The 12,967-nt window shown below is 68.5% G+C and carries 10 protein-coding genes and 3 pseudogenes; 6 read left to right on the top strand and 7 right to left on the bottom strand.

What is annotated here, in order from left to right; all coding sequences use genetic code 11:
- Positions 1-117: 117 nt before the first annotated feature.
- Positions 118-1,602: pseudogene (locus ABZ851_RS35310) on the bottom strand (NF041680 family putative transposase).
- A 146-nt stretch (positions 1,603-1,748) separates the two neighbouring features.
- Between ABZ851_RS35310 and ABZ851_RS35305 the strand changes: the two are divergent.
- Positions 1,749-2,243, top strand: a complete 495-nt coding sequence (locus ABZ851_RS35305; RefSeq protein ID WP_361136508.1) for a hypothetical protein — start codon at positions 1,749-1,751, stop codon at positions 2,241-2,243.
- A 242-nt stretch (positions 2,244-2,485) separates the two neighbouring features.
- On the opposite strand, the gene ABZ851_RS35300 is transcribed toward ABZ851_RS35305, so the two are convergent.
- From ABZ851_RS35300 to ABZ851_RS35285, 4 genes are all read right to left on the bottom strand, one after another.
- Positions 2,486-2,707, bottom strand: coding sequence for a hypothetical protein (locus ABZ851_RS35300; RefSeq protein ID WP_361136507.1), 222 nt, complete (start codon positions 2,705-2,707; stop codon positions 2,486-2,488).
- Between the two features lie 264 nt (positions 2,708-2,971).
- Positions 2,972-3,406 (bottom strand): MarR family transcriptional regulator, encoded by a 435-nt coding sequence (locus ABZ851_RS35295; protein ID WP_361136505.1) that lies wholly within the window; start codon positions 3,404-3,406, stop codon positions 2,972-2,974.
- Positions 3,407-3,563: 157 nt separating this feature from the next.
- Positions 3,564-4,214, bottom strand: a complete 651-nt coding sequence (locus ABZ851_RS35290) for a non-oxidative hydroxyarylic acid decarboxylases subunit B (RefSeq protein ID WP_361136503.1) — start codon at positions 4,212-4,214, stop codon at positions 3,564-3,566.
- A 112-nt stretch (positions 4,215-4,326) separates the two neighbouring features.
- A complete protein-coding gene (locus ABZ851_RS35285; RefSeq protein WP_361136501.1) occupies positions 4,327-5,793 on the bottom strand; it encodes a UbiD family decarboxylase in 1,467 nt (488 codons plus the stop codon).
- Positions 5,794-6,096: 303 nt separating this feature from the next.
- Here ABZ851_RS35285 and ABZ851_RS35280 point away from each other — a divergent pair, with 303 nt between their 5' ends.
- From ABZ851_RS35280 to ABZ851_RS35265, 4 genes and pseudogenes are all read left to right on the top strand, one after another.
- Entirely contained in the window at positions 6,097-6,606 is a 510-nt protein-coding gene (locus ABZ851_RS35280; protein ID WP_361136499.1) for an ATP-binding protein, read from the top strand.
- A 127-nt stretch (positions 6,607-6,733) separates the two neighbouring features.
- Positions 6,734-6,823: pseudogene (locus tag ABZ851_RS35275) on the top strand (IS5/IS1182 family transposase); the annotation flags it as partial.
- 132 nt (positions 6,824-6,955) lie between these two features.
- Positions 6,956-7,134: pseudogene (locus ABZ851_RS35270) on the top strand (kinase); the annotation flags it as partial.
- Positions 7,135-7,383: 249 nt separating this feature from the next.
- Complete coding sequence (locus ABZ851_RS35265; RefSeq protein WP_361136497.1) at positions 7,384-7,734, top strand: hypothetical protein; 351 nt, start codon at positions 7,384-7,386, stop codon at positions 7,732-7,734.
- Positions 7,735-8,503: 769 nt separating this feature from the next.
- Here ABZ851_RS35265 and ABZ851_RS35260 read toward each other — a convergent pair.
- Both ABZ851_RS35260 and ABZ851_RS35255 read right to left on the bottom strand, forming a co-directional pair.
- Entirely contained in the window at positions 8,504-9,646 is a 1,143-nt protein-coding gene (locus ABZ851_RS35260) for an LCP family protein (protein WP_361136495.1), read from the bottom strand.
- A gap of 484 nt (positions 9,647-10,130) precedes the next feature.
- A complete protein-coding gene (locus tag ABZ851_RS35255; protein ID WP_361136493.1) occupies positions 10,131-10,385 on the bottom strand; it encodes a hypothetical protein in 255 nt (84 codons plus the stop codon).
- A gap of 600 nt (positions 10,386-10,985) precedes the next feature.
- On the opposite strand from ABZ851_RS35255, the gene ABZ851_RS35250 reads away from it, so the two are divergent.
- Positions 10,986-12,967: serine/threonine-protein kinase (locus tag ABZ851_RS35250; RefSeq protein WP_361136491.1), on the top strand; the 1,982-nt coding region annotated here is incomplete at its 3' end.

Genomic DNA, 12,967 nt, shown 5'->3' with positions numbered 1-12,967 from the left:
CGAGACCCTAGTGATACAGGCATGCCCTCAACGCTATGACCTTGGAGCGCACTCCAAGCAAGCGGAACCGGTAAGAGGGCGTTTCTCCCGTTGTTTCATCCCGAATTAGCTTGTCACTTAACGATCGGTGTTGGCTCTCCGTGGTCTCGTGCCGACTCTGTGATGGTCGGGGCGGCTGTATGCCTCGCCGGTGGCGAGGACTCTGCCGACGTCGTGCCGGGTAGCGGGGCGGTGGTTCTTCGAGCCGGGCGGCCTGCCTGGTCCGGGGCGGGACGGTTTCGGTGCGACGGCCGGAGAGCCGGTCTTCGCGTGCAGGTTCCTGAACCCTCTGCGGACGCGGGCGGGTGTCAGTTTGTTCGGCTCGGTCGGCTTCTCCCAGGGCCGGCGAAGGTCGGTGGCCAGAGGGCGGGCGAGCCGGAGCTGGGTGTGGGCGGCGATCACGAGCCAGGTCGACCCGTCGGCCGCTTCCGAGCTGCGAAGCCGGGGCTTGGTCCAGCCGAGGGTTTGCTTGAACAGGCGGAATGTGTGCTCGATGTCGAAGCGGCGGAGGAAGGACTGCCAGCAGCGGTCGACGTCCGCTTCGGTGGCTCCGGTGCGCGACCACCACAGCCAGGCCGGCCTGTTGACCCCGCCGCTGGGCAGCTTCTCCACGACCAGCCGGATGACGGTGCCCTCGATGACGGGCAGCGGGCCGTCATGGTCGAGCCATGCGGCCCGGCGGGTCAGCCGCGGGGGCAGCCGGTCCCACGCCTGCGCGGTCGCCTTCCCGTAGAGCCGGGTGTCAGTACCCGTCACGGCCTGCGCGGTGCCCCAGGTCGCGGGATGGCCGAAGACGAACTCGCCACCGTGCTTGGGCGGCCGGCCGCCCTTGGGGTTGGCCAGGTGGAACTCCCCGCGGGAGGGCGTCGGACGCCGCATCACGCGATCGGACCGGAGTCGGCCGAGGATCTCGACGGGCAGGCCGTCCAGCAGGTGGGCGTTGCGCGGGGCGTCGTATCCGGCGTCCAGCACGACCTGGACCTCCGGGTCGCCCGGCTTCCACTGGCCGGCGGCAACCAGCCGCTCGATGACCTCGCGGATCTGCACGGTGGTCACCGCGGCGACATCGGCGCCGGGCTGGAGGCGGACCGCGTCCGGCACCGCCGTCCAGGACGTGCGGCCGGTTTCGAGCGCGGCCACCACCGCGTACGGCCAACCGGGCACCATCTGATGCTCGCCCTCACCCCGCCCGAAGGTGTGGCAAAAGGCCCGGTCAGCACACGTGTTGGCGTCCGGACGCAGCCACGGCGAGACCTCCACCGCGAGCACCAGCCGACCGTCCGCCGCCCGCAGGAACGACACCCCGGCCAGGGTCCGACGCAGCCGGGCCACGTCGGTCCGGCCCTGGTTGAGCCCGCCCTACAGAGCTCCATGCCCACGGCGGTGTTCAGGCGCGAGCGCGAGATCAACCAGCGTCCGAACCGGCCCGTCCGTGCACAGCAGCGCATCGCACGACTCCAACAAGGCGTCGCCCCGCGCGGTCAGACACGCGTACAGCTCCGACCGGAAGTGTGACGCTTCCGCGAACGCATGGCGCAGGACGCCCTGATGCACCAAACTCACCAGCACGGCCTTCACGCTGATCCACTCTGTGACGGAGCACAGGATCAGACGGAGGCCGCCTACGTGTCCGCTGAACTACGAAAGCGTTGATCAAGTACGAGCCGCGTTCGACGCCTGCCGTTAAATGACAAGTTAAGGTCACGCGCATGGAAGAGCAGCAGCGCACGGATGAGAAGGAATGGGCGGACAACCCACGGCTGAACGCATGGACCGCCACACAAGCTGCCTCATTCGAAACGTGCTCCCCGTTCGACATGGGCGGATGGGACCTCAGCGTCGAATCCCTTGACGAGCTCGAAGACCTGCTGCGCGGCCGGTTCGCCTCCTACCAGGACATCAAGGCGGCCCATGGCAGCCAGCTCGTCACTCTCGCCGCCTGGTACCTCGGTGAAGTCCACATCCGCCACCACGGAGCACAGTGGCAGTGCCAGCCCGAACCCGACCCCCACGGCCTCGGGCACGATCAGCCCTACGTCACCATCCCCTTCGACCGCGCCGACGCATACCCCCCGGCCGACGACGACCCCGACCAAGACGGCCGCCCCCTCACCGTCCCCGCCGACGAACTGCGAGCCCTGTTTCTGCGCGGCCCCGATCACCATCTCCGCGACACACTCACCCGCTACCGGCCCCGGGGCTGATGACCGGCACGCCCCTCCCTGCCCGGCTCACCGACATGACCGGCAGTGACGATCTGGCGAGCTTCGGAGCGCCACTGCGCCCGCCAGCGACTCCCTGCTGCCCGACGGACCAAGTGCGGCTCCACGGACGGGGGATGCCGCGGAGCCACCCTCGCATGTGGCCATGAGTGGCGCTGGAAGGAAGTGATCGACGTGGTCTCGACGTGGCGTGCACCGCCGCAAGGAAGCGGCCTGACGGCCATTCACTGCCACGGTGAAGTAGTCGTGCCGGCCGGACATTTGACGGCCAGGACGACGATGACGCTGGCGAACCAGTCCCATTTCAGCTCGCCGAGATACTCGTGCAACGGTTCCCATGACGGGTCGTGCCGGATGGATGCCCAGCGGTCGGGCACCACGACCGGCCGGCCCTGCTCGAAGGCGTCCATCATCGTCAGGACGGCCCCGCGCTCGCGGCACTCCATGAGCCGGTGAAAGAAGTCCGGCCTCGGCTGGACATCGGCTCTCCTCCCGGATGCGGCTGTCCGGCCAGCATGCGCCCGGCCGCACACCGCCATCATCGGACGCCCCGCACATTCCGTCTACGTCATCTGTCGTAGACACACGGGGACGGACAGGCCAGGGCGACAGCGCCAGGACCGGCACCGTCTTCCGCACCGCGGACGGTGTCCGCCATGCCGTCGCCGCCGACCTCGGCCGGACAGCCGACGCCGGCCGTCAGGCGACGCTCAGCCGCTGCGTTCGGTGTCCACCCCGGCAAGCTCTCGCAGCAGCGGCAGGAGCTCCTCCAGTCGCCGGGCGCCGAGCCGCTCGACCGGCCAGCTGTTGACGCGGGCGGCCGCGGGGGCGACACGACGCAGGAGATCACGGCCTTCGGAAGTCAGCCGGACCTGGTGCCGGCGGCGGTGGGCGGGGTCGACCTCGCGAGTGACCCAGCCACGTGAGGCGAGCCTGTCGAGCATGGTGGCCATGGTGGACCGGTCGATCGCGGTGGCCTTGCACAGCTCCACCTGGGTGCTGCCGGGTGAGTCGACGAGAACGGTGAGGACGGCGTACTGGGGGGCGGTGAGGTCGGGAACCTCTGCTTGCCAGACCGCGGTGAGCTGTTGCAGCGCGCGACGCAACAGGTGCATCGGAGTGTCGGCGAGGGACTGCTCGGACATGGCCGCGGTGTCTCCGAATCATTACAGCGCTGGCGGGTGGCGAGTGGGGCCACGCGGTGGGGCTCCGGATGAATCTTGGCACAGGCCGGGCGGTCCCGACCGCGTCACGAGCGGGTGGACCGGTACCTGAAGGCCGCCGCCCTGCCCCTGCCCACACTCAGCTGCCGGTGGCTACGGCATCACAGCTGTGGTTCGGACCACGACCGGGCGGGGCGGAGAGGCGCGGGACGCTGTCGCCGCGCGCAGTGGAAGGTCCCTGCCAGCGCACCGCGCGTTGGCTGTCGAGGCCGAACTGGTCCATGACACGGGCCACGATGTGATCCACGATGTCGTCCACGGATGCGGGCTTGTTGTAGAAGGCCGGCATGGGCGGCAGGATCGTCACTCCCATCCTGGAGAGGGCCAGCATGTTTTCCAGGTGAATGGCCGACAGCGGGGTCTCCCGCACGCCGAGCACCAGGGGACGCCGCTCCTTGAGCGCAACGTCTGCCGCCCGTGACACGAGGTCGCTTCCGTAACCGGCCCGGATCGCCGCGAGCGTCTTGGCGCTGCACGGCAGAATCACCATGCCGTCGGTGCGGAACGAGCCGCTGGAGATGGCGGCCGCTTGGTCCTCGGGGCCGTGAACCGCATCCGCCAGTTTCGCGACCTCCCGCGCCGTCCACGAGGTCTCCAGCTCAATGGTCGCCCGCGCCCAGCGGCTCATGACCAGGTGTGTCTCCACGTCCGGCTGCCGCCGTAGTTCCTCCAGCAACCGGATGCCCAGAATCGCGCCCGTGGCGCCCGTCATCCCGACGACCAACCGCATGTACGTACCTTTCGCTTGAACTTGACCGAATGCCCTGGGAGCCGTGGCGTGGGACGCAGGGCGGCCGGCCCGCGGCCCGGGCCGGGCACGGCCGCCCCGCGTCCCCTCGGCGTCAACGCTGGTGCCGGGCCAGCACCTTGGCCCGCACATCGGCGGGGTAGTGCTCGAAATTGGAGGTCACCTGGCGCTCTCCGGGTGCGGGGAGCAGCGCCTCGTGCACCACCTTGGTGGCACGTCGGGCGCGCCGCTCTTCCTCTGCGTAGCAGGCGAGCAGCGGCAGGATCGGACCGTCTTCGAAGTGGACCGTGCGGTTCACGGGGTGGACCCGGGTGGCCAGGGCCCACATCAGGGCATGCTCGTCGGCGGGATCGATGTCGTCGTCGAGCAGGAACACCTGCGGCAGGCAGTGGCCGAACTTGGTGGAGAAGACGGTCTCACCGACCCGGCGGGCGAACTCCTCGGGCGTGGTGCCGGGCAGTTGGTCGCGCCAGTCGGCGGGCACGGTCACCGCATACCAGTGGCCGGCGCTGTACATCGAACCCCAGGCGGTGGTGACCGGAAGGCCCGCTGCGCGCAGCGCGGCCACTGCGCCGACGGCCATGCCGATGCCCTGCGAGGTATGGCACTCGTCGACGGGTGTGCCTTCCGCGACAATGGGCCAGATCGGGTCGTCGCGGTAGGTGATCGCCTCGACGCTGTAGACCGGCTGGAGGCTCGTCCCGGTCGGAATGTAGCCTGCGTATTCCCCGAACGGCCCCTCCACACCGGAGCGTTCGACGGAGAGGTGGCCCTCGATGACGATCTCGGCACTGGCGGGGACCAGCAGATCCGACAGTTCGGCCTTGACCACCTTGAGCGGCTCACCGATCAGTGCGCCGATGTAGTCGGCCTCGTTGACATTGTCGGGCAGTGGGACACCGCCGATGAACGGAATGGCCGGGTCGCCGCCCTGCACCAGGGCGTACGGCATGGGCTTGCCGAGGTCGACCCACTGTTGCCAGACCTGCGCGATGTGCTGAGGGTGCAGGACCAGGCCGGTCATGTGCTTGCCGTCGACCATCATGATCCGGGCGATGGACCAGTTGGTCCACGACCCGTCCGGGGTCTGGGCGATGATCACGCCGTAGGTGTTGGCGTAGCGGTTGCCATCCCCGTCGTGCAGGAACGGCACCGGGAAACGGGTCAGGTCCGCGTCGTCGCCGAGCAGCACGTTCTGCTTGACCTCGGCCTCTTCGCGGCCGACCGGCTTCGGGGGGATGCCGGGGCGGCTCCAGGTGTCGGCCAGGTGGTCCACCACATCGCGGCCGGTGGCCTCCGGCGGCAGGCCGATGCTCAGCGCGACGCGGGCGAACGGCTTGTCCGGGGCGGCGCTCAGCGCGGCCGGCGAGCCGATCAGGCGAAAGCCCTCCTCGACACCGCTCACCTTCTCGAACAGCGGCGCGGGAAGCCGGCGCTCAACGCTGTAGCGCGTGTGCGCGGCGGCTTCCAGGTTCCAGTCGACCTCCGTATCGATGCGGTCGAGGTCGCCGAGGGCTTCCAGTGCCGCAATGTGTTCGCGCAGGTCCGAAGGGTGATGCATACAGACTCCTCCCAAAGCTCAGTACACGTAATGTCCGTGTACTGACTATCAGCGTACGCCCAAAAGTTGCCTCGGGAAACCTGATGCGTGTCGGGGGCGTGCGGATGCCGGGGCTGCGGCTTCGTCGTGGCTCCCCTTCGCAAGCGGCCGGCGCCATGTGGAGGCCGCTGTGATGCCGCCCGCGGGGCGCGCTGCCCGCATGTCAGCGCGCGGTAAGGGGCGCATCAGCCCGCCGGTGAAGCATGGCTCGTGTCCGCATCCAAGGAGCACGAGTACGGGGAGGCGGGGAAGATGAGTGAAGCGGTGAACACAGCACTTCGCGTGGACGAGTCCGCGCTCGACGCCCTCCGCTGGGCGAACGGCCCGGCGGCGCCCCCGGTGCAGCGCGTGCGGGCCCGGCCGTGGCGAACCAAGGACCGCGCCGGGAAGACGGCTCCCCGGGCCGTGCTGGCCGTGCCCTCGCGCGAGCCGTTCGTGCGCACCTGCCGGGCCTTCGCGACGCAGGTGCTCAGCCGCTGGGGCGTTTCCGGGGCGGCACAGGACTCCGCCGTGCTGGTCGTCGACGAGCTCGCGGTCAATGCCGTCCAGCACGGCCACGCCGACACCACGGTCGTCCTGAGCCGGGTCGGGGACATCCTCTTGATCTCGGTCACCGACTCCGGGGCCGCGGTGCCCCGTTCCCGGGGCGACACGGACAGCGATGAGCACGGGCGCGGTCTGGCGATCATCGAGTGCCTCGCGGAGTGGACCGAGGTGCACCACACCACGGCAGGACGTCGTGTGCACGCAGGTCTGCGTCTCCAGGCCCCGTGACCACCGGGCCGAGCCCGCCGCCCGGCGGAATCCGCGGCGTCAGTCACGTGTCAGTGCCGCGTCAGCGCTTTCTCAGGCCGGTCCTGACGAGGGGCATATCCCCGGACCCTCGGCACATCACCCTGGCTCGTCCGCCAAGCTCCGCACCTACCTGCGCAGACGCGGGATCAATGCCGCGATTCCGGAACGGATCGATCAGATCAACGGCCGCATCCGCGGAGTGCTTCCGCTTCCGCCCGGTCATGAACTGGGATCGCTTCCACAAGACCCGGATGCGGCTGAGCGCAGGGCCGGCGACGAGCGGCTGAGCCGGACCTCGGGTACTCCCGCTGCCCACTGAAAGCGAGCCATGTCGGTGGCCACCGCTATCGTGCCAGGCGTGGTGGGAACTGAAGACACACGCCTCCTCGTGATCCGCGGCAACAGCGCCTCGGGTAAGTCGTCCGTCGCGGCCGGCTGCGCGAGAAGTTCGGCCGCAACCTCGCGATCGTCGGCCAGGACAACCTGCGCCGGATCGTGCTGCGCGACAGCGGCCTGGACAGGGTGCTCCCGATCGACCGCTGACGCGAGATGTCACCCGGCTCAGCCGGATGCGGGGCCCCGGCCCACGAGACCCGGTGATCGCCTCCCGGTCGGCGCCCGAGGGGGCCAGGATGAGCGCACGACTCGCGGCCGATCCTGCCCTCATGACCTTGCTGTGGGGCTGCCATCGTTCGCCCTGGTGCGATATCGCTCCCCAGCCGTTGCTCGGCAGGCAACAGCTGCCACAGTTGGGGGATGAACGGAAACTTCTTGGCCCGACACCATGACCAGTTGGCTGCGTGGCTGAGGGACGGAGAGGCCGAAAGCCTCAGCGCATTCCTGGGCGCACACCACGAGTCCTTCGTGCTCGTGGCGACAGATGGAACGCTCCTCGGCCTTGAGACGCTGCGAGAATCCCTGCGTAGTGCGGGCGGCACCCAGCCCGGCCTGTCGATCCAGGTCGAGGATGTCACCAGCATTACCCCCGAGGTGTACCGATTCCAGGAACGCCACATCGTGGACGGCTCCGTCGTGGGCGTGCGGGTGGTGACCGCCGTAATGAAGGACGGGTTGCTGCTCAGCGTGCAGGAGACCGCCCGTCAGTAGGGACGCCACTTCTCCACGCACAGGTCCCGGGCGGTCGGGAGGCTCCAACCGCCGAGTTCCGGCTTCGGCGAAGCGGATGGCATACCGATACCAAGAAGGAGATGCCGGACGCGGGCGGGGCTGAGCGGGGGGCCACATCCCCACCCGCGTCGGGCACGGATCCTGCAGCCGGGGGGACCTTGGATCCGTCGTGTGCCGACGATCAAATCGGCACACTCAGTTCTGCGCCGTCGGCTCATCAAATGTCACACCCTCTACCTGCTCGAAGCCCAGCAGGTGGGCATCTTCGTCGAGTTTGTGAAAGGCATGGCGGATGCCCTGACTGATGGTCACAGGACATTTTCACCATGCACACAGAGGGCATTCGCGCCCTCCTCAATTACGCCCTGGCGGCCGTGACCTATCCGCTGGCCGGACGGGGAAAGGCTGCACGGCTGCGCCGCCTTCACCCTGTTGCGTCAATCCAAACTTGTAAAGAAACAAAGGTGGTTCAGCAACAGTTCCGAAAGCGGGCTGCTTTTGGGTGGAGGACCGATAGGTGACCGCAACACCACGCCCTGTCGGGCGCCTGGCCGTGCGGGTATAACGAGGAATTGACCGGTGACGCAGTAGAAGTAGCCGACTGGTCATCGGCCCATGCCTGCTGCCGGAGCTGCTTGGCCGCGGCGCAAGGGGGCCGATGCCTGCCGTGTGCTGCCGGCACGAAGGAGAGCGGTCCGTACGGAGCGCTCCGCACGGACCGCTCGCGGCAGGTCCGATGTCGAGTCGGTCAGCGGTCGCTGGTGACGGTGACCGGGGCGTCACTCTTCAGCTCGTTCACCAGCTGCTTTACCTTCGGCCTGTCCCACTGGAGGTTGCCGCCGATGCTGCCGGAGACCGGCATGTTCAGGGACTTGCCGTCGCCGTTGGAGACATCCTTCATGGCGAAGAACATCTTGGCGAGCAGGTAGGGGTTCATGTCCTTGTCCACGACGAGGGTGTCCAGGCCCGCGCTCATGACCGGGTAGAGCGTGAACGGGTTGAGGAGCGTGCCGGGTGTGGCCACCTGGCTCGCGAGCGTCGAGAGGAACTTCTGCTGGTTCTTGGTGCGGTCCAGGTCGCTGCCGGTGAAGGCGTGCCGGGTACGGACGTACGCGAGCGCCTGTCCACCGTTGAGGGTCTGCTCGCCGGCCTTGAAGTCGGCTCCCGACCACTTGTCCGTAAAGCCCTTGTCGAGGTTCATCCGGACGCCGCCCATGGCGTCGACGATGTCGGCGAAACCAGTGAAGCCGATCTCGGCGTAGTGGTCGATGTGCAGCCCGGTGTTGTACTCGACGGTGCGCGCCAGCAACTGCGGGCCGTCGTAGGCGTAGGCGGCGTTGAGCTTGTTCGCGCCCATCGCGGGCCTCATCTTGCCCGAATCGGAACCGCGGAACTCCGGGATGGTCACGTTCGAGTCGCGCGGCAGGGAGATCAGCGTCGGGCCGCCTGCGCCGACGTGCAGGATCATCATCGAGTCGGTCCGCTGCCCGGCCTCCGCACTGCCGCCGGTGTGCAGGCTCTTGCGCCGGGCCGCCGACATGCCCTTGCGGCTGTCCGAACCGACGATCAGGTAGTTGGTGCCCTCGCCCTGGGCCGGGCGGTCGATGACCTTGCCGAGGTCGACCTCCTTGCGCAACTTGGAGTCCGCCCAGAAATACGTACCCGCCAACACCACCAGCAGGACGACGAGGATGGATATCAAAATCCGCTTGCCCTTACCGCGGCGGCGCGGAGACGGCCCGGACTCGTACGGCACGCCGCCTGCCGGCCGGTACGGCACGGAAGGACGCTGGGCGGGAATGACGCGGGCGGAATTCGGCGGAGACGCGACACTTCCGCGCTCATATCGGTCCTGGAAGTCGGCGTACCTGCCGTCGGGCCTCTGATTCATGCCCGGCAGTCTGCATTCCCCGGCTCCCCCGAAAGCAAATCGAGGGCAGAGCTGCGGTAAGAATGTTGCACATCTGATGCACGGCGCCTGAGGGAGCCGCCTGCTATGTCCTGCCAAACATGCAAGGGGGCGAACGAACGGGCAGTCGCGGCCCACTGCCATAATTCGGGCACACCGAATCGGCCCCATCTACCGAACGGAGCGTCACGTCACGCACCATGACGCGTCCGAGGGCGCAGGAGGCGCATGCGGCTCTGACTGTTCAAATGTACCTATCGGGATGCGTATGAGAATGCGTGTCAGGAGGAATTTTCGGTGCACGGCGCATGGTTCTCCGGTGGACACGACGCCACGTTCGACGGCGAAGATGGACATGCGCCTCCCTGCGCCTCGCAGCGAGATCAGGCCGGCGCACCGCGCCGAAGGAGGGCTCGGGCTCAGGGGACACTGGCAGCCAACACCCCCTGAGCTCGGAGGATGCCCGTCAGAGGCGGCGCAGCCAGGCGGCCGCGCCATGGCCGACGCCAAGGTAAATCAGCGCGGGCAGGGCGCAGTTGAAGAAGACGCGCAGGCCCTCCGTGTCCATGACGAAGATGTCCTGCGACCAGCCGGCGAGCCAGTCGGCCACACCGTGCACGAAGTCGACAAAGACGTTCGCCTGATTCGCTTCGAGCAGATACAGCAGGATCCACAGCCCGAGAAATGCCGCGGCGATATCCGCGAGGCTGTGAATGATCAAGGCGAGTCGATCGGCGCCGACGCCTCTCCGGTTGCCGCTCGAACTCCTTCCTCCGTGGTAGGCCGCATCCGGGGCGTCGCCGTACGGGGCAGCTGCGGCGGAGTTATGGAGAGGAGGTGAATTGCTGCGACGCGGGGCAGGCGCTTCGCCAATAGGCGGCAGCGGTGCGGTATCACCGGCATCCGGCGCGTTTGATCCGCCGTAGCGGGGAGGGTTTGATCTGGGGCCGTATGGGCGATTTTGCGGTATGCCGTCATTGGGGTAACTCACGGGCCTGCACATTGCCCAATGGTTGCTTTCGAAACTCCCTTCACCGCTATTTCACATCGGCATCCTCGGACCGCCACTTCGGAGCCGACAGCCGTCCGCTCCGCCGGAATGAATCAGCGGTGCGGGTACCGCCACGGCGGGGTCGCTGGTGAAGGGCATGACGGGCCTCTCCTCGAAGGCTTCGTCAGGTGCGGCACGCGAGCAGCAGCCCTGAGATCCTGTGCGTCACCCACTCTGCTCTGCCGTACTGCCCTGCGGCTAATTTGTGTGCAGGAGAGGTACGCAGGGCCGTGGTGGCAGAGGCCCACGGGGGACGGGAGGTCGGGAAGAGTGTCGCTGCGCGCAGGTGATCCAGCCGAGATCGGCGGATATCCGCTTGAGGCGCGACTCGGCTCGGGTGGCATGGGCACGGTCTTTCTGGCCCGTACGAGTTCGGGGCGCCGTATCGCGATCAAACTGATCCACCCGCAGTTCGCGGCGGACGACGAGTTCCGCATCCGCTTCCGGCAGGAGGTGGCGGCGGCGAGGCAGGTGAGTGGCGCGTTCACCGCCGCCGTGGTCGACGCTGCCCCTGAGGCCGAGCAGCCGTGGATGGCGACGACCTACATCCAGGGGCACACGCTCTCCCGGCGTATCGGCACGAAGGGCCCGCTGAGCGGAGCGGAGCTGAGAAGGCTCGCCATCGGGCTGGCGGAGGCACTGCGGGACATCCACCGGGTGGGGGTCGTCCACCGTGACCTGAAGCCCTCGAACGTCGTACTCTCGCCCGAGGGCCCACGCGTCATCGACTTCGGTATTTCGCGCGCCGTGGACCAGCAGACGCTGACGATTACAGGGCGGGTCATCGGTACACCGCCCTTCATGTCGCCGGAGCAGTTGCAGGCGCCGCGCGATGTGGGGCCGCCGTCCGATGTCTTCTCGCTGGGGACGCTGCTGGCCTACTCAGCTACGGGCCACGGGCCCTTCGACGCGGAGAGCCCGTACATAGCTGCGTATCAGGTGGTGCACGGGGAGCCGTCGCTGGAGGATGTGCCGGTGTCCTTGCGCACGGTCGTCGAGTCGTGCCTGGCCAAGGAGCCCAACGGGCGGCCCTCGGCGGACGAACTCCTCGTGCTGCTACGGGACCTGCCGGCCGGCCTCGGCCAGACCGACGCGGGGGAAGTTGGCGCGGGCCGCACTCGCGACATGGTCACCGAGCATCACTTCGCGACGCCGGCCACCCCGGCGCCGGCGGCCCCGACCATCACCCCGGCGCCGGCGGCCCCGACCATCTCCCGGGCCGCTCCCGATGCGGGGAGCGCCGACACCTCCATCGGACGCCGACGGCGTCGCCGATGGCGTCCCGTGTTCGCGGCCGCGGTCGCCGTCACGGTGGCAGCAATCGGTGGAGGAGTCGCCGCACTGACGGCGGGCGGCTTCGGGGGTAACAGTGGCGGCGACAAGGGGAACAGCCCTGCGGTGCAGGGTGCCGCACTTCCGGACGGCTTCAAGCCGTGGCACGAGACCGTGCCGGGCGGTCGCGAGGACATCCCCGACGAGCTGCGTTGCCTCGCGCACGGCGACGCGCTGTTCTGCGGGGGCGGCGGTGTCGTCGCGACCCGTATCAGAGCCAGGGACGGCTCGCGGGTGTGGACGGCGAAGAGCCCCGGCGTCCCCGTCAACGGCATGCACCTGGTGGGCGCCACCGACGACACGGTGCTCGGTTACCGCTTCGCCGCCCAGAACGCCCCGCAGGACCCTCCCAGCGAGGTGGTGGCCCTCGACGCGAACACCGGACGGGAGCTGTGGTCCGTACCGTCCGGCGCCCAGTCGACGGCCGTCACGGGTCGGACTCTGGACGCCCTTGTGACCGGTTCCGTCGTCGTGACGGTCGACGCTTCCAACTCCCGCTTCGAGGCCCGCAACGCGCACAGCGGGCAGGTCATCTGGACCTCGTCATTCCCTGCGGGTACGCAGTGCGCTCCCGTCCCGGTGGGGCCGCGGCTCTTCGCGATGTGCGCGACGGATGCGGAGGTGAACGCCTTTGCAGTGCGCCACCCCACCCTGTACCCGGTCGACCGTGCCTCGGGGGCACTGGGCAGGCCCATCGAGGTCAACGGCCGCTCCGTGCCGATGAGCGTCGCCAACGGCAGGCTCGTACTCCTGCAAGTACACATGGAGGGAACGGATCCGGCCGGCTACAACGGGGTGACGCGGGTCGACCCGGCCTCCAGGAAGGTCACGTACTCCCGACTGGCCAAGACATACGCGGGGACGCCCGGCATGGCGGACAGCACCGTCTACGTGAGCGGGCAGACCGGTCTCGTCACAGC

The sequence above is a fragment of the Streptomyces sp. NPDC047049 genome (genome assembly GCF_040643995.1).
GTDB lineage: Bacteria > Actinomycetota > Actinomycetes > Streptomycetales > Streptomycetaceae > Streptomyces > Streptomyces mooreae.
This window is presented reverse-complemented; position numbering and strand designations above follow the sequence as displayed.

Coding starts and splice junctions, on each gene's coding strand:
- ABZ851_RS35305 (WP_361136508.1), top strand. CDS start 1,749: ATGGAAGAGCAGCAGCGCACGGATGAGAAGGAATGGGCGGACAACCCA.
- ABZ851_RS35300 (WP_361136507.1), bottom strand. CDS start 2,707: ATGGAGTGCCGCGAGCGCGGGGCCGTCCTGACGATGATGGACGCCTTC.
- ABZ851_RS35295 (WP_361136505.1), bottom strand. CDS start 3,406: ATGTCCGAGCAGTCCCTCGCCGACACTCCGATGCACCTGTTGCGTCGC.
- ABZ851_RS35290 (WP_361136503.1), bottom strand. CDS start 4,214: ATGCGGTTGGTCGTCGGGATGACGGGCGCCACGGGCGCGATTCTGGGC.
- ABZ851_RS35285 (WP_361136501.1), bottom strand. CDS start 5,793: ATGCATCACCCTTCGGACCTGCGCGAACACATTGCGGCACTGGAAGCC.
- ABZ851_RS35265 (WP_361136497.1), top strand. CDS start 7,384: ATGAACGGAAACTTCTTGGCCCGACACCATGACCAGTTGGCTGCGTGG.
- ABZ851_RS35260 (WP_361136495.1), bottom strand. CDS start 9,646: ATGAATCAGAGGCCCGACGGCAGGTACGCCGACTTCCAGGACCGATAT.